Source organism: Streptomyces sp. NPDC031049 (genome assembly GCF_055571015.1).
This window is the reverse complement of sequence record NZ_JBVIGC010000002.1, coordinates 272,790-289,440: the sequence shown is the minus strand read 5'-3', so window position 1 is coordinate 289,440 and position 16,651 is coordinate 272,790. Positions and strand designations below refer to the sequence as shown.

13 protein-coding genes are annotated in these 16,651 nt (G+C 73.0%); 7 read left to right on the top strand and 6 right to left on the bottom strand.

Annotated elements, in window-relative coordinates; translation table 11 throughout:
• Positions 1-40 precede the first annotated feature (40 nt).
• The 4 genes from ACZ45Q_RS04775 to ACZ45Q_RS04760 all read right to left on the bottom strand — a co-directional run bounded on the left by ACZ45Q_RS04775 (position 41) and on the right by ACZ45Q_RS04760 (position 4,955).
• Positions 41-553, bottom strand: a complete 513-nt coding sequence (locus ACZ45Q_RS04775) for an SUKH-4 family immunity protein (protein ID WP_468254875.1) — start codon at positions 551-553, stop codon at positions 41-43.
• A gap of 213 nt (positions 554-766) precedes the next feature.
• Complete coding sequence (locus ACZ45Q_RS04770) at positions 767-2,449, bottom strand: thiamine pyrophosphate-binding protein (protein ID WP_468254873.1); 1,683 nt, start codon at positions 2,447-2,449, stop codon at positions 767-769.
• On the bottom strand, positions 2,446-3,435 hold the full coding sequence (gene speB, locus ACZ45Q_RS04765) for an agmatinase (protein ID WP_468254871.1): 990 nt from the start codon (positions 3,433-3,435) through the stop codon (positions 2,446-2,448). The genes ACZ45Q_RS04770 and speB overlap by 4 nt, the downstream gene beginning before the upstream one ends.
• 53 nt (positions 3,436-3,488) lie before the next feature.
• Positions 3,489-4,955: a sodium:solute symporter family protein gene (locus tag ACZ45Q_RS04760; RefSeq protein ID WP_468254869.1), complete on the bottom strand. Its 1,467-nt coding sequence runs from the start codon at positions 4,953-4,955 to the stop codon at positions 3,489-3,491.
• 201 nt (positions 4,956-5,156) lie between these two features.
• Between ACZ45Q_RS04760 and ACZ45Q_RS04755 the strand changes: the two genes are divergently transcribed.
• From ACZ45Q_RS04755 to ACZ45Q_RS04745, 3 genes are all read left to right on the top strand, one after another.
• On the top strand, positions 5,157-6,869 hold the full coding sequence (locus ACZ45Q_RS04755) for a PucR family transcriptional regulator (RefSeq protein WP_468254866.1): 1,713 nt from the start codon (positions 5,157-5,159) through the stop codon (positions 6,867-6,869).
• Positions 6,870-7,049: 180 nt separating this feature from the next.
• Positions 7,050-8,207, top strand: coding sequence for an acyl-CoA dehydrogenase family protein (locus ACZ45Q_RS04750; RefSeq protein WP_468254864.1), 1,158 nt, complete (start codon positions 7,050-7,052; stop codon positions 8,205-8,207).
• Between the two features lie 35 nt (positions 8,208-8,242).
• A complete protein-coding gene (locus ACZ45Q_RS04745; protein WP_468254861.1) occupies positions 8,243-9,115 on the top strand; it encodes an acyl-CoA thioesterase in 873 nt (290 codons plus the stop codon).
• A 66-nt stretch (positions 9,116-9,181) separates the two neighbouring features.
• Here ACZ45Q_RS04745 and ACZ45Q_RS04740 read toward each other — a convergent pair whose 3' ends face one another.
• Positions 9,182-9,970 carry a phosphatase gene (locus ACZ45Q_RS04740; RefSeq protein ID WP_468254858.1) on the bottom strand — a complete coding sequence of 263 codons (789 nt, stop codon included), beginning with the start codon at positions 9,968-9,970 and terminating at the stop codon, positions 9,182-9,184.
• A 137-nt stretch (positions 9,971-10,107) separates the two neighbouring features.
• Entirely contained in the window at positions 10,108-10,731 is a 624-nt protein-coding gene (locus tag ACZ45Q_RS04735; protein ID WP_468254855.1) for an SACE_7040 family transcriptional regulator, read from the bottom strand.
• Between the two features lie 96 nt (positions 10,732-10,827).
• Here ACZ45Q_RS04735 and ACZ45Q_RS04730 point away from each other — a divergent pair, with 96 nt between their 5' ends.
• From ACZ45Q_RS04730 to ACZ45Q_RS04715, 4 genes are read left to right on the top strand one after another with little or no spacing between them, the layout of a single operon-like run.
• Positions 10,828-12,444 (top strand): carboxyl transferase domain-containing protein, encoded by a 1,617-nt coding sequence (locus ACZ45Q_RS04730; protein ID WP_468254852.1) that lies wholly within the window; start codon positions 10,828-10,830, stop codon positions 12,442-12,444.
• 14 nt (positions 12,445-12,458) lie between these two features.
• Entirely contained in the window at positions 12,459-14,510 is a 2,052-nt protein-coding gene (locus tag ACZ45Q_RS04725; protein ID WP_468254849.1) for an acetyl/propionyl/methylcrotonyl-CoA carboxylase subunit alpha, read from the top strand.
• Positions 14,507-15,463, top strand: a complete 957-nt coding sequence (locus tag ACZ45Q_RS04720; protein WP_468254846.1) for a hydroxymethylglutaryl-CoA lyase — start codon at positions 14,507-14,509, stop codon at positions 15,461-15,463. The genes ACZ45Q_RS04725 and ACZ45Q_RS04720 overlap by 4 nt, the downstream gene beginning before the upstream one ends.
• Positions 15,464-15,468: 5 nt before the next feature.
• The gene (locus ACZ45Q_RS04715) at positions 15,469-16,629 is read left to right on the top strand and encodes an acyl-CoA dehydrogenase family protein (protein ID WP_468254843.1); all 1,161 of its coding nucleotides are present in this window, start codon (positions 15,469-15,471) and stop codon (positions 16,627-16,629) included.
• Positions 16,630-16,651: the final 22 nt, after the last annotated feature.

Here is a 16,651-nt window from a genome sequence, read left to right as displayed (position 1 = left end):
GGATCCGGTCTACCGGCAGACCCGCTCGCCTGCCCCTCCGCTACCAGAGCCCGTCGATCACTTCCTCCAGGATGAGACTCCACTGCGAGTTCTCCTCCTCGAACGGAGCCGGATCGACGGCTGCGATCTGTCTCCGCAGACGGTGGACCACCTCCTCCATGTCCACGGGGTCCTCTTCCTCGAGCTTCGCGAAGAGATACATGGCGTGGACCAACGACTCGACACCGCGGTGGAGCAACATGTATGAATCGAGCGGTTCACCTTCACCAAAGGCGTAGACCTTGCCGTCCGCGGGGTCGAGCGCAGGCACCGATGCTGCGAAGTAGCCGAGCACCAGCCATGAACGGCACTCGTCAGGAAGGCTCGCGCCCCGGCCCTCCGCGTACCACTCATCCAGCAGAATCGATTCCTGCTGACCCACGCTTGCCTTCGACTGAAAGTATTCCGTGTCGGGCAGGCCCACACAGCTCAGGAAGTCACGCGTTCGGGGATCGAGCGAATTGCCAGGGGAATTGCAGCTCGGAAAATAGACAACGCTCGTCAGACCGAACACCCGGAGCAACTCACATGGCGCTTCATGCACGGCTGCCCCGACCCCGGACGCTCACCACATGCCCTTCTCGAGCTCCTCGATCGACAAGCTCCACTGCGAGTCCAGCGCCACGGCGCCCACCAGGGCCGCGAGGCGTCGTCTGCCCTTCCACCATCCGTTCACGCTCTGCGAGACAGCGCCCGCCGCCGAACGGTTGTACGTTCCGTACTCGGGTCACCGATGCGTCGGCGCGAACATCCGCAGCACCGCCGGGAGGACCACGACCGACGGACCCGGGGCCGACAGGGCCTTGGTCAGGTCGGCTTCCAGGGTTTCCGGTGACGTCCGTACCGCCGGGACGCCGAAGGACTCCGCCAGGGCGACGTAGTCCGGGCGGGTCAGTTCGGTCGCCGTGGCCTGGCCGAAGGCGTCGGTCATGTACTCGCGGAGGATGCCGTAGCCGCCGTCGTCGACGATGAGCCAGGTGACCGGCAGGTCGTACTGGCGGGCCGTCGCCAGTTCGGCGATGGAGTAGAGGGCTCCGCCGTCGCCGGAGACGGCGAGGACCGGGGTCGTCGGGTCGGCCGCCGCCGCGCCGAGGGCGGCGGGGAAGCCGTAGCCGAGGCCGCCGGCGCCCTGGGCCGAGTGCATGGTGTTGGGGCCCGCCGCGTCGAAGGCCGACCACGCCCAGTAGGCCAGGATCGTCATGTCCCAGAAGGACGGGGAGTCGGCGGGCAGGGCGCGGCGGACCGCGGCCAGGAGCTGTTGTTCCAGGGTGAGGTCCTGGGCGGCGATGCGGTCGCGGATGCGGCCGAGGACCTCGCGGACGCGGGCCGGGGCCGTCGAGTCCTCTCGCGCCTCCACCGTCTCCAGCAGGGCCTGGAGGGCCGGGCGGGCGTCGGCGTGGATGCCCAGGGCCGGGTGGTTGGACTCCAGTTTGCCGAGGTCGGCCTCGATCTGGACGACCCGGCCGCGGGGCTTGAACGTGTGGTAGTTCGAGGAGAGTTCACCGAGGCCCGAGCCGACCACCAGCAGGACGTCGGCGTCCTCCAGGAAGTCCGTCATGTGGCGGTCCTCCAGCCAGGACTGGAGGGAGAGGGGGTGCTCCCAGGGGAAGGCGCCCTTGCCGCCGAAGGTGGTCACGACGGGGGCGTTCAGGCGTTCCGCCAGCTGCCGCAGCTTGCCCGAGGCGTCCGCGCGGACCACTCCCCCGCCGGCGATGATCGCGGGGCGGGCGGCGCGGGAGAGGAGGTCGGCCGCCACCGCCGTCAGCTCCACCCGGGGGGCCAGGTCGTGCGGTGTCGCGTCCACGGCCGTCACGACGGGCAGCGCGGTCTCGGCCAGCAGCACGTCCTGCGGGATCTCCACCCACACCGGGCCGTGCGGGGCCGTCAGCGCCGACGTCCACGCCTCCGCGATCGCCGACGGGATCTGGGACTGGGTGCGGACGGTGTGGACCGACTTCACCACGCCCCGGAAGGACGCCGCCTGGTCGGGCAGTTCGTGGAGGTAGCCGTGGCGCCCGCCGCCCAGGCCCGCCGTCGGGACCTGGCTGCTGATCGCCAGGACGGGGGCGGAGGCGGCGCGGGCCTCCTGGAGGGCGGCCAGGGACGTCAGCGCGCCCGGGCCGGTCGACAGCAGCAGCGGCGCCGCCTCGCCCGTGATCCGGCCGTAGGCGTCCGCCGCGAAGCCCGCGTTGTTCTCCACCCGCAGGCCGACGTACCGCAGGTCCGAGCGGTGCAGGGCGTCGAACATGCCGAGGGCGTGCTGGCCGGGCAGGCCGAAGACGGTGGTCGCGCCGAGCCCGGCCAGGGTCTCCACGACCAGGTCTCCGCCGTTGCGGCCGGGGGGAGGATTCAGCGCTGCCTCCGCCTGGGCGGGGGTCGGGCGGAGCACCAGGTCGTGGTCGTGGGTCACTTGCCCTCGTTCTCCTTACCGGCCGCGCGGGCCGCGGCGATCTGGCGGGACATGATCGTCGTGAGTTCGTACGCCGTGTGGGACGCCGCCACCGACGTGATCTCCGCGTGGTCGTACGCGGGGGCCACCTCGACGACGTCCGCCGACACCAGGTTGCAGGAGGCCAGGCCGCGCAGGATCTCCAGCAGCTCGCGGGAGGTCATGCCGCCCGCCTCGGGCGTGCCGGTGCCCGGCGCGTGGGCCGGGTCCAGGCAGTCGATGTCGATGGAGATGTACAGCGGGCGGTCGCCGATGCGCCGGCGGAGCTGGTCGGCGACCTCGTCGGCGCCGCGGCGGTAGACGTCGGCCGACGTGACGATGCCGAAGCCCATCTTCTCGTCGTCGGTCAGGTCCTGCTTGCCGTACAGCGGGCCGCGGGTGCCGACGTGGGAGAGGGCGGAGGTGTCGAGGATGCCCTCCTCCACGGCCCGGCGGAACGGGGTGCCGTGGGTGTACTCGGCGCCGAAGTAGGTGTCCCAGGTGTCCAGGTGGGCGTCGAAGTGGAGCAGGGCGACCGGGCCGTGCTTCTTCGCCACCGAGCGCAGCAGCGGCAGCGCGATGGTGTGGTCGCCGCCCAGGGTCATCAGGCGGGCGCCGGTGCCGAGCAGGTCGTCGGCGGCGGCCTCGACCGTCTCCACGGCCTCGTTGATGTTGAACGGGTTCACGGCGATGTCGCCGCCGTCCGCGACCTGGGCGAGGGCGAAGGGGGAGGCGTCCTGCGCCGGGTTGTACGGGCGCAGCAGCCGGGACGCCTCGCGGATGGCGTTGCCGCCGAAGCGGGCGCCCGGCCGGTAGGAGACGCCGGAGTCGAACGGCACGCCCACGACGGCGACGTCGGCGCGGCCGACCTCGTCCAGGCGGGGCAGCCGGGCGAAGGTCGCGGGGCCGGCGTACCGCGGGACGCGGGAGGAGTCGACGGGGCCGCGGGGCGTCTCGTTGCTGCTCATGAACTGCCTTCCTTCGTACGCTTCGTCGCGTATGTACTACTTACCGGAGGACTCTACTGGGGAGTCGGCACCGCTTCGGACACGGGTTCGGGGGCGGCTCGGCCCGCGAGGCGCTCGCGCCAGGCGGCGAGGACCGCCGGGTCGGTGGGCCTGGTCGCCAGGGAGACGACGACGTAGGCGGCGAGGGAGGCGAGCAGTCCGTAGTAGACGGGCTCGTTGGCGAGGATGCCGAAGGCCGCCATCAGGCCGACGACGGCCAGGCCGCCGACCGCGACCGCGGCGAGCGCACCCTGCACGGTGCCGCGCTTCCACAGCAGGCCGCCGAGGATCGGGACGAGCAGGCCGCCGACGAGCAGGTTGTAGGCGACGGTCAGCGCCTCGACCACGTCGTTCACCGCGATGGCCGCGACGATCACCGCGGCGCCCATCAGCAGGATGAACGCGCGGTTGCCCTTGACCTCGTCGTGGGCCTCGCCGTCCCCCGCGCGGACCACGCCGCGCAGCCGGGCCCAGATGTCGTTGTTGGCGACGGTCGCGCAGGCGATCAGGGCACCGGAGGACGTGGACATCACGGCGGCCAGGGCGGCGGCCAGGACCAGGCCGCGCACGCCGATCGGCAGCTCGTCCTTGACGATCGTGGCGAAGGCGTCGTCGGCGTTGGCGAGGTTCGGGTACAGCACCTTGGCGGCGGTGCCGATGATCGCGCCGGCGACGGCGTAGGCGAGGCAGTAGGTGCCGGCGATGGTGCCGCCGTACCTCGCGGTCCGGTCGCTGCGCGCGGTGAAGACGCGCTGCCAGATGTCCTGCCCGATGAGCATGCCGAAGGTGTAGATCAGCACGTACGTGAAGATCGTCTCGCCGCCGACGCCCAGCGGGTCGAAGTACGAGGTCGGCAGCTGGGCCTTCATCTCGCTGAAGCCGCCGGCCTTGACCACGGCGACGGGCAGCAGCAGGAGCAGCACGCCGATGGTCTTCACCACGAACTGCACCATGTCGGTGAGGGTGATCGACCACATGCCGCCGAGCGTGGAGTAGGCGACGACGATCGAGCCGCCGAGGACGATCGCGAGCGTGCGGTTCACGTCGAACAGGACGTCGAAGATGGTGGCGTAGGCGATGGTGGAGGTGACGGCCAGCATCAGGGTGTACGCCCACATGACCACGCCCGAGATCACGCCGGCCCGGCCGCCGTAGCGCAGGTCCAGCATCTCGGAGACGGTGTAGACCTTCAGGCGGGCGATGCGCGCGGAGAAGAAGACGGACAGCGCGAGCAGCCCGAGGCCGATGGTGATCACCATCCAGGCGCCGGACAGGCCGTACTGGTAGCCGAGGCCGACGCCGCCGATGGTGGACGCGCCGCCGAGGACGATCGCCGCCATGGTGCCGGAGTACATCGCGGGGCCGAGGCGGCGGCCCGCCACGAGGAACTCGCTCTTGGACTTGGCGCGGCGCATGCCCCACCAGCCCATGGCCAGCATGCCGGCCAGATAGACGACGATCACGATGTAGTCGACGGCCATGGGGCCCTCCTTCGCGCACTCTCGGTGGCGTGTCGTGCTGATGGGGATGGACCGGTGGCGCGCTCGCGGGGACATCCGCCCGTACCCGCGGCAGCCGGTGTGTGTGACGTCCGGTCCGGATTGACAGTAGGTGGCCGAAAAGCGGCTGCGAAGTGTACGTTTCATCCACCGGGGGCCGCTGAAGTGGAAGGAACGTCCATCATGCAGGAACCGGCCGTTCCGCCGACGCCTCCGGTGCCCCTCGCGGCCCTGCTGTCCCGGGAGGATCTGGCCCTGCGCGAGGTCGTCGCCCCCGCCGGTCCCGGCGTGGTGATCCACGCCGCGCACACCTCGGAGATGTCCGACCCGTATCCGTATCTGCTCGGCGGCGAGCTGCTGCTGACGGCGGGCGTGCACATCCCCGCGGACGCCGACGAGGGCGCGTACTTCGACGGGTACGTCGCCCGGATCGTGGCCGCGGGCGGCGCCGCCCTGGGCTTCGGCGTGGCGCCGGTGCGCGACACGGTGCCGCCGGCGCTGGTCGCGGCCTGCGAGCGGCACGGGCTGCCGCTGCTGGAGGTGCCGCCGCGGACCACGTTCGCGGCTGTGGCCCGCGCGGTGTGGCAGCTGATGGCGCGGGCGCGGCTGGCGGAGCTGCGCCGGGTGTCGGAGGCCCAGCAGAGCCTGGCCGCCGCGGCCTCCTCCGCCGACCCGGTGCCGGCGGTACTGCGCCGCCTCGCCGCCCGCCTCGGCGGCCGGGCCGTGCTGTACGGACCGGACGGCGCGGAGATCGCCTCGGCGGGGCGGGTGCGGGCGGAGGGGGCGCGGGCCGGCGGGACCCGGGCCGGCCGGGCTCGGGCGGAGGAGGCGCCGACCGGCGGGGCCCGGGCGGAGGGGCCTCGGGCGGAAGCGACGCGGAGGGAGGGGACGCTGACCCAGGGGGCCCGCGTGGAGGGGGCCCCTGTGGAGGAAGGCCGGGCGCAGGGGACCCGTGCGGCGGGCGGGGCCCGGCCGGAGGCCGCCATGGCCGCCCTCGCCGACCTGGCCCGCTTCGTCGCCGCCCGGCCCTCCACGACCGCCACCGACACGGTCGAGGGCGTCCACCTCTCCGCGTACGCCCTCGGCGGTGCCCAGGACGGCTTCGTCCTCGGCGTCGCCGCCCCGCACCGGGAGTCCGGGGACCACACGATCGCCTCGGTCGCCGCCGTGCTGCTCACCCTCCTCACCGGGGAGCAGCAGAGCGGCACCGGCGCGGCACGCTCCTCGGCCCTCGTCCGCCTCCTCCTGGGCGCGGCCCCGGAGGAGGCCGCACCGCTGCTCGGGGACGCCGGGCACTGGCACGTCGTGCACGCCCGCCCGAACCGCCCCACGGGCGCCCCCAGCGCCCTCCGCACCGACGGCACCGACGGCACCGAGCCCCCTCCCCCCGACCCCGTAGCCGCCTCCGCCCTGGGCGCCGCGCTCGGGTCGCCGCTGGTGGATGCCGCCGGGGACGTCGTGCGGGTGGTGCTGCCCGCCGGGCGGGAACCGGTGGCGCAGCCGGGGTGGACGCTGGGCGTCAGCGCCCCCGTCGCCCCGCGCGACTGGCCGGCCGCCGACGCGCAGGCGGCCCGTGCGCTGGCCCGCGCCCGCGCCACCCGCACCCCGCTGGTCCGCCACGCCGACCGGCCCGCCCTCGCCGACCTGCTCCCGGACGCGGAGGCCGAGGCGCACGCGCGGGCCCTGCTCGCGCCCCTCGCGGCCGTCCCGGCCCTCCCCGAGACGCTGCGCACCTGGCTCTCCCTGCACGGCAGCTGGGACCGCACCGCCGTCGCCCTGTCCGTGCACCGCAACACCGTCCGGCAGCGCATCACCCGCTGCGCGGCGCTGCTCGGCGCCGACCTGGACGACCCGGACGTCCGGATGGAGCTGTGGTTCGCGCTGCGGCGCGGCTGAGCGGGCGGCGCGGCTGAGCGGGCGGTGCGGGTGAGCGGGCGGTGCGGGTGAGCCGGCGGTGCGGCGCCGGCCGGGAGTGACGAGCGTTACCCGTCGCCCTCCCTGGACGCCCCTCCCTACCGGCGGGTACGGTGCAATCTGAGCAAGCGCTTAGACAGACGTACCGGTGGAGGTGGCGCTGTGCGCCGTACGGTGTTCAACGAGGATCACGAGGCGTTCCGGGAGACCCTGCGCGCCTTCATCGAGGCCGAGGTCGTCCCGGTCTACGACGAGTGGTTCGCCGCGGGCCAGGCGCCGCGCGAGTTCTACTACAAGCTGGCCGAGCTGGGCCTGTTCGGCATCAACGTCCCGGAGGAGTTCGGCGGCGCCGGCCTGGAGAGCCACAAGTTCGAGGCGATCCAGTACGAGGAGACCGCCCGCGCGGGCGTCAGCTTCGGCGGCTCCGGCGTGCACGTCCTGCTCGCCCTGCCCTACATCAAGATGCTCGCCAACGACGAGCAGAAGAAGCGCTACCTGCCGAAGTTCGTCTCCGGCGAGGAGATGTGGGCCATCGCGATGACCGAGCCGGGCACCGGCTCCGACCTCGCGGGCATGAAGTCCACCGCCAAGCTGAGCGAGGACGGCACGCACTACGTCCTCAACGGCGCCAAGACCTTCATCACCGGCGGCGTCCACGCCGACAAGGTCATCGTCTGCGCCCGCACCGCGCCGCCCACCGCCGAGGACCGCCGCCACGGCATCTCCCTGTTCGCCGTGGACACCAAGTCCGAGGGCTACTCGGTCGGCCGCAAGCTCGACAAGCTGGGCCTGCGCACCTCCGACACCGCCGAGCTGGCGTTCGTCGACGTCAAGGTGCCCGTCGAGGACCTGCTCGGCGAGGAGAACAAGGGCTTCTACTACCTGGGCGCCAACCTGCCCTCCGAGCGCTGGGGCATCGCCTACGGCGCCTACGCGCAGGCCAAGGCCGCCGTCCGGTTCGCCAAGCAGTACGTCCAGGACCGCACCGTCTTCGGCAAGCCGGTCGCCGCGTTCCAGAACACCAAGTTCGAGCTGGCCGCCTGCCAGGCCGAGGTGGACGCCGCCGAGGCGGTCGCCGACCGCGCCCTGGAGGCCCTCGACGCCGGTGAGCTGACGCCCGCCGAGGCCGCCAGCGCCAAGCTGTTCTGCACCGAGGTCGCCCACCGCGTCATCGACCGCTGCCTCCAGCTGCACGGCGGCTACGGCTACATGAACGAGTACCCGATCGCCCGCCTGTACGCGGACAACCGCGTCAACCGCATCTACGGCGGCACCAGCGAGGTCATGAAGATGATCATCGCCAAGGACATGGGTCTGTGAGGAGCCGGAAATAACTGGCCGGTACGACTGACCTCATGAGCGAGGCATTGCAGTCCCTGCTCGATCTGCTCGACCTGGAGCGGATCGAGCAGGACATCTTCCGCGGGCGGTCCCGGTCGGCCGTCGTCCCCCGCGTCTTCGGCGGGCAGGTGGCGGCCCAGGCCCTGGTGGCCGCCGGGCGGACGGTCCCCGGGGACCGGCACGCCCACTCCCTGCACGCGTACTTCCTGCGGCCCGGCGACCCGGACGCGCCGATCGTGTACGAGGTGGACCGGCTGCGCGACGGGCGGTCGTTCACCACCCGCCGCGTGGTCGCCGTCCAGCACGGCAAGCCGGTCTTCGGCCTGTCGGCGTCCTTCCAGACGTACGAGGAGGGCCTGGAGCACCAGGCCCCGATGCCGTCGGCGCCGGACCCGGCCACGCTGCCCACCGGCGAGGAGCGGTTGCGCGGCTACCCGCATCTGCCGGCCGAGACCGTCGAGCGGTTCATCGAGGCACGCGCGGCGGTCGACCTGCGCTACGTCGACGACCCGCCCTTCGGCAGCTTCGGCGAGGCGCGCGAACCGCACTCGCAGGTGTGGTTCCGCACCGACGGCAAGCTGTCCGACGACCCCCTCCTGCACGTCGTCCTCGCCACGTACGTCTCCGACATGACGCTGCTCGACTCGGTGCTGCTCGCGCACGGCCGGGGCGGCTGGGCCGTCGGGGACGTCGTCGGGGCGTCGCTGGACCACGCGATGTGGTTCCACCGGCCGTTCCGCGCCGACGAGTGGCTGCTGTACGACCAGCAGTCCCCGTCGGCGTCCGGCGGCCGGGGCCTGGGCCAGGCCCGGATCTACACACAGGACGGGCGGCTCGCCGTCTCGGTGATCCAGGAAGGCGTGGTGCGCGTCCCCCGGGAGCGCTGACCCCGGGAGCGCCGACCCCGGGAGCGCCGACCCCGGCAGACCTGGCCGGGGTCCGGTAAGGCCCGGTCAGGCCAGTCCCGCCTCCGCCAGCAGGTACGCCGTCATCGGGTCGTAGTGGCGGGGGCTGACCACGTGGTCGTCCAGCGGCACCGTGACCTGGACGGTGCCCTCGGACTCGGCGAGGAAGAGCGCCGGGTCGTTGCAGTCGGCGTAGCCGACGGAGTCGACGCCGTGCTGTCCGGCGTACCCGGCCCAGCCGTGGTCGGCGACGACCAGGTCGGGCAGCGGGCGGCCCTCGCGCTCCAGGCCGGTGAGGATCGCCTTCATCGGCTCGCCGGAGTGGGTGTGCCACAGCGTGGCGCCGTGTTCCAGCACCGCCACGTCCGCGAACTGCATCACATAGCCCTCGTCCGTCGACAGTCCCTCCGGGATGACGACGATCTCGCAGCCGGCGGCGCGCAGCGCGGCGGCCGTGGCCCGGTGCACGTCGAGCAGTCCGCCCGGGTGGCCGGTGGCGAACAGCACCCGCTGCCCGCCGTCGGCCGCCTTGCGCAGCCGCCCGGCCATGCGCTCCAGGGCGGCGACGGTCAGCTCCGGGTCGATGGTGTCCTGGCCGTACCGGTACTCCGGGTCGTCGTTGACGCCGACCCGTTCCGCCATCACCGCGAGGACGTCCTGCTCGTCGGTCCAGCGGTCGCCCAGCTCCAGGCCGAGCCAGTAGTTGCGGTCGCCGTTCGCGAGTTTGCGGTAGTGGGAGAGGTTGTTCTCGCGGGGTGTGGCCACGTCGCCCGCGATGCGGGTCCTGACCAGGTGTTCGACGAGTTCGGCGCGGCTGGGTGTCCCGGGTATCGGCATGCGTCCATTGTGAGGCAGCGTCCCGCGCGGGTCTTGGCCGTATCGCCCGCTGGGACGCGGGTCACGTCCTGCGCCCGGAACGCGCCCCCGCCCACGGCGGCCGGTTCCCCGCGCCCACCGCGGCCGGTCCCCCGTCCCTACGGCGCCCCGTCCGCCCCCGCCGCCGCGAACGCGCCCCGCGCCATCCGGTGCAGCAGCGCGGCCGTCGCGGCGCGGCCCGGCAGGGAGCCGGGGCGGCCCAGGTGGGGGGTGGAGTTCAGCAGGCCGAAGACGGAGTGGACGGCCGAGCGGGCGCTGGGCTCGCTCAGCTCCGGGTAGACCCGGCGGACCACCGACACCCACAGCTCGACGTACTGCCGCTGGAGCTGGCGGACCATCTTGCGGTCGCTGTCCCGGAGGCGGTCCAGCTCGCGGTCGTGCAGGGTGATGAGCGGGCGGTCGTCGAGCGCGAAGTCGATGTGCCCCTCGATCAGCGAGTCGAGGACCGCCCCGGGGGCCGCCCCGTCGGCGCCGTCCGCACGCTCGGCCTCCGCCAGGCGCCGCTTCGCACCTGTCAGGAGCTGACCGCTGATGCCCACCAGCAGCTCGGCGAGCATCGCGTCCTTGCCGGCGAAGTGCCGGTACAGGCCGGGCCCGCTGATGCCCACCGCCGCGCCTATCTCGTCCACGCCGACGCCATGGAAGCCGCGCTCGGCGAAGAGCCGGGCGGCCTCCTTGAGGATCTGCTCGCGGCGGGTGGGGGCGTCGGTTCTGGTGGCCATGGAGACGATTCTAGACAGGGAGGTTAGCGCTCGTTAACCTGAGGGGACATGCGTTAACGCTCATTAACAGGCACCACTGGGTGAGGGGACCGCAGGATGCATGAGGCACCGGAGCTGACGAGCGCGGCGGATCCCGCGTCGGAGGCCTTTCGGGCCAACGAGGAGGCGCACCGCGCCCTCGTCGAGGAGCTGCGCGCCAAGCTGGCCGCGGCCCGGCTCGGCGGCGGCGAGAAGGCCAGGGCCCGGCACACCGCGCGCGGCAAGCTGCTGCCGCGGGACCGGGTGGACGGACTGCTCGATCCGGGCTCGCCGTTCCTGGAGCTGGCGCCGCTCGCGGCCGACGGGATGTACGACGGGCAGGCCCCGGCCGCCGGAGTGATCGCCGGCATCGGCCGGGTCGCCGGCCGGGAGTGCGTGATCGTCGCCAACGACGCCACCGTCAAGGGCGGCACGTACTACCCGATGACGGTGAAGAAGCACCTCCGCGCCCAGGAGGTGGCGCTGGACAACCGGCTGCCCTGCCTCTATCTGGTCGACTCCGGCGGGGCGTTCCTGCCGATGCAGGACGAGGTCTTCCCCGACCGGGACCACTTCGGGCGGATCTTCTACAACCAGGCCCGGATGTCCGGCGCCGGCATCCCGCAGATCGCCGCCGTCCTCGGGTCCTGCACGGCCGGCGGCGCGTACGTGCCCGCGATGAGCGACGAGGCCGTGATCGTCCGCAACCAGGGCACGATCTTCCTGGGCGGCCCGCCGCTGGTGAAGGCCGCCACCGGCGAGGTGGTGACCGCCGAGGAGCTGGGCGGCGGCGAGGTGCACGCGCGGGTGTCGGGCGTGACCGACCACCTCGCGGAGAGCGACGCGCACGCCCTGCGGATCGTGCGGAACATCGTCGCCACGCTGCCCGGGCGCGGTCCGCTGCCCTGGTCGGTCACCCAGGCCGTCGAGCCGAAGGTCGACCCGTCCGGGCTGTACGGCGCGGTGCCGGTCGACTCCCGCACCCCCTACGACGTCCGCGAGGTCATCGCGCGCGTGGTGGACGGTTCCCGCTTCGCCGAGTTCAAGTCGGAGTTCGGGCAGACCCTGGTCACCGGCTTCGCCCGGATCCACGGCCACCCGGTGGGGATCGTCGCCAACAACGGCATCCTGTTCGCCGAGTCCGCCCAGAAGGGCGCCCACTTCATCGAGCTGTGCGACCAGCGCGGCATCCCGCTGGTGTTCCTCCAGAACATCTCCGGCTTCATGGTCGGCAAGGACTACGAGGCCGGCGGCATCGCCAAGCACGGCGCCAAGATGGTCACGGCGGTGGCCTGCACGCGCGTGCCGAAGCTGACGGTGGTGGTCGGCGGCTCCTACGGCGCCGGGAACTACTCGATGTGCGGCCGGGCCTACTCCCCCCGTTTCCTGTGGATGTGGCCGAACGCCAAGATCTCCGTGATGGGCGGCGAGCAGGCCGCCTCCGTGCTGGCCACGGTCAAGCGGGACCAGCTGGAGGCCCGCGGCGAGGACTGGCCGGCGCAGGAGGAAGAGGCGTTCAAGGCGCCGGTCCGCGCCCAGTACGAGCGGCAGGGAAACGCCTACTACGCGACCGCCCGCCTGTGGGACGACGGTGTGATCGACCCGCTGGAGACCCGTCAGGTGCTGGGCCTGGCCCTGACCGCCTGTGCCAACGCGCCCCTGGGTGACCCCCAGTTCGGCGTCTTCCGGATGTGAGGGGGAGTACGACGATGTTCGATACGGTTCTGGTGGCCAACCGCGGCGAGATCGCCGTCCGTGTCATCCGGACGCTGCGCAGGCTCGGGGTGCGCTCGGTGGCCGTCTTCTCCGACGCCGACGCCGACGCCCGGCACGTGCGGGAGGCCGACACGGCGGTGCGGATCGGGCCGCCGCCGGCCGCGGAGAGCTACCTGTCGGCGGAGCGGCTGCTGGAGGCCGCCGCCCGCACCGGCGCGCAGGCCGTCCACCCCGGGTACGGCTTCCTCGCGGAGAACGCGGAGTTCGCGCGGGCGTGCGAGGGGGCCGGGCTGGTCTTCATCGGGCCGCCCGCGGACGCCATCGCGCTGATGGGCGACAAGATCCGGGCCAAGGAGACGGTGAAGGCGGCGGGCGTCCCCGTGGTGCCCGGCTCCAGCGGCAGCGGGCTGACGGACGAGCAGCTCGTGGCCGCCGCCCGGGAGATCGGCACGCCGGTGCTGCTGAAGCCGTCGGCCGGCGGTGGCGGCAAGGGCATGCGGCTGGTGCGGGACGAGGCGGTGCTCGCCGACGAGATCGCCGCCGCCCGCCGCGAGGCCCGCGCCTCCTTCGGCGACGACACGCTCCTGGTGGAGCGGTGGGTCGACCGGCCCCGGCACATCGAGATCCAGGTCCTGGCCGACGGGCACGGAGGCGTGGTGCACCTGGGCGAACGCGAGTGCTCGCTCCAGCGCCGGCACCAGAAGATCATCGAGGAGGCGCCGAGCGTGCTCCTCGACGAGGCCACGCGGGCCGCGATGGGCGAGGCGGCCGTGCAGGCGGCCCGCTCCTGCGGCTACCGGGGCGCGGGCACGGTGGAGTTCATCGTCCCCGGCACCGACCCGTCCTCGTACTACTTCATGGAGATGAACACCCGCCTCCAGGTCGAGCATCCCGTCACCGAGCTGGTCACGGGCCTGGACCTGGTGGAGTGGCAGCTGCGCGTGGCGGCGGGCGAGCCGCTGGGGTTCGGGCAGGACGACGTGACGCTCACCGGGCACGCGGTCGAGGCCCGGCTGTGCGCCGAGGACCCGGCCCGCGGCTTCCTGCCCTCCGGCGGCACGGTGCTGCGGCTGCGCGAGCCCGAGGGCGACGGCGTGCGCACCGACTCGGGGCTGACCGAGGGCACGGAGGTCGGCAGCCTCTACGACCCCATGCTGTCCAAGGTGATCGCCTACGGCCCCGACCGCGCCTCGGCTCTGCGCAGGCTGCGGGCGGCGCTCGCGGAGACGGTGACGCTGGGCGTGCAGACCAACGCCGGGTTCCTGCGGCGGCTGCTCGCCCATCCGGCGGTCGTCTCCGGCGAGATGGACACCGGGCTGGTCGAGCGCGAGGTCGACTCCCTGGTCACGACGGACGTGCCCGAGGAGGTGTACGAGGCGGCGGCGGCCGTCCGCCTTCAGGCGCTGCGGCCGAAGGGCACCGGCTGGACGGACCCGTTCTCGGTGCCGAGCGGCTGGCGCCTGGGCGGCCGGCCCGAGCCCGTCGCCTTCCCCCTGAAGGCCGGCGCCGACGTCGTCGAGCACGCCCCGCGCGGCACCCACACCGTCACCGACGACACGGTCTCCGTCACCCTCGACGGCGTCCGGCACACCTTCCACCGCGCCGGGGACTGGCTGGGCCGCGACGGCGACGCCTGGCAGGTGCGCGACCACGACCCGGTCGCCGCCTCCCTCACCCGCGCGGCGCACGCGGGCGCCGACTCGCTCACCGCCCCGATGCCGGGCACGGTCACGGTGGTGAAGGTCGCCGTCGGCGACGAGGTGGCCGCCGGGCAGAGCCTGCTGGTGGTGGAGGCGATGAAGATGGAGCACGTCATCTCCGCCCCGCACGCCGGCACGGTCGCCGAACTCGACGTCACCCCCGGCACGGCGGTCGCCATGGACCAGGTCCTGGCGGTCATCGCGCCGGTGGAAGACCCGGCGCAGCGGACCACGGCCGCACAGGACAAGGCCCCACAGGACACGGCCCCACAGGACACGGCCTCACAGGACACGGCGGCGCAAGCCGCGGCGCCGGAAGCCACGGCCAGGGAGGCGACGGCATGACCGACGGACTGCCCATGACCGTCCCGGCCCCGGGACTGCCCGCCCGCGTCCGCATCCACGAGGTCGGCGCCCGCGACGGGCTCCAGAACGAGCAGACCACCGTCCCGACGGAGGTCAAGGCCGAGTTCGTCCGCCGGCTCGCCGGGGCGGGCCTGACCACCATCGAGGCGACCAGCTTCGTCCACCCCAAGTGGGTGCCGCAGCTCGCCGACGCCGAAGAGTTGTACCCGAGGGTCGCGGACCTTCCCGTGGACCTGCCCGTCCTGGTCCCCAACGAGCGCGGCCTGGACCGCGCGCTGGCCCTCGGCGCCCGGCGGGTCGCCGTCTTCGCCAGCGCGACGGAGTCCTTCGCCAAGGCCAACCTCAACCGCACGGTGGACGAGGCGCTGGCCATGTTCGAGCCGGTGGTCGCCCGCGCCAAGGCGGCCGACGGCCATGTCCGCGGCTATCTGTCGATGTGCTTCGGCGACCCCTGGGAGGGCCCGGTCCCCGTCGGGCAGGTGGTCCGGGTCTGCCGCGCCCTTCTCGGCATGGGCTGCGACGAGCTGAGCCTCGGCGACACCATCGGCGTGGCCACCCCGGGCCATGTCACCGCGCTGCTCACCGCCCTCGGCGAGGCCGGCATCGGCACCGAGGTGCTGGGCGTGCACTTCCACGACACCTACGGCCAGGCGCTCGCCAACACCCTCGCCGCCCTCCAGTACGGGGTCACGACCGTGGACGCCTCGGCGGGCGGCCTGGGCGGCTGCCCGTACGCCAAGTCCGCCACCGGCAACCTCGCCACCGAAGACCTCGTGTGGATGCTGCACGGCCTCGGCATCGACACCGGGGTCGACCTCGGCCGTCTCGTCGCCACAAGCGTCTGGATGGCCGGCCGGCTGGGCCGCCCCAGCCCGTCCCGCACCGTACGAGCCCTGGGGGGCTCCGACGCCGCCTCCCACAAGGAGCAGTGACAACCATGGACCACAAGCTCTCCCCCGAACTCGAGGAACTCCGCCGCACGGTGGAGGAGTTCGCGCACGACGTCGTGGCGCCCAAGATCGGCGACTTCTACGAGCGGCACGAGTTCCCGTACGAGATCGTCCGCGAGATGGGCCGCATGGGCCTGTTCGGGCTGCCGTTCCCGGAGGAGTACGGCGGCATGGGCGGCGACTACCTCGCCCTCGGCATCGCGCTGGAGGAACTGGCCCGCGTCGACTCCTCCGTCGCCATCACGCTGGAGGCGGGCGTCTCGCTGGGCGCGATGCCGCTGCACCTGTTCGGCACCGAGGAGCAGAAGCGCACCTGGCTGCCGAAGCTGTGCTCCGGCGAGATGCTCGGCGCCTTCGGCCTGACCGAGCCCGACGGCGGCTCGGACGCGGGCGCGACGCGGACCACGGCCCGGCTGGACGAGACGACGGACGAGTGGGTGATCAACGGCACCAAGTGCTTCATCACCAACTCCGGCACGGACATCACCGGCCTGGTCACCGTCACGGCGGTCACCGGCCGCAAGCCGGACGGCAGGCCGCTGATCTCGGCGATCATCGTGCCCTCCGGCACGCCCGGCTTCTCGGTCGCCCCGGCCTACTCCAAGGTCGGCTGGAACGCCTCCGACACCCGCGAGCTGTCCTTCGACGACGTACGGGTCCCGGCCGCCAACCTGCTGGGTGAACAGGGCCGCGGCTACGCCCAGTTCCTGCGCATCCTCGACGAGGGCCGCATCGCCATCGCGGCGCTGGCCACGGGCCTGGCGCAGGGCTGTGTGGACGAGTCGGTCAAGTACGCGAAGGAACGGCACGCCTTCGGCAAGCCGATCGGCGCCAACCAGGCGATCCAGTTCAAGATCGCCGACATGGAGATGAAGGCGCACACCGCCCGGCTCGCCTGGCGCGACGCGGCCTCCCGGCTGGTGACGGGCGAGCCGTTCAAGAAGGAGGCGGCGCTCGCGAAGCTGTACTCCTCGACCGTCGCGGTCGACAACGCCCGGGACGCCACGCAGATCCACGGCGGCTACGGCTTCATGAACGAGTACCCGGTGGCCCGGATGTGGCGGGACTCGAAGATCCTGGAGATCGGCGAGGGCACCAGCGAGGTCCAGCGGATGCTCATCGCACGGGAGTTGGGGCTGGTGAGCTGAGCCCACCGGCTCGGCCGGGCTG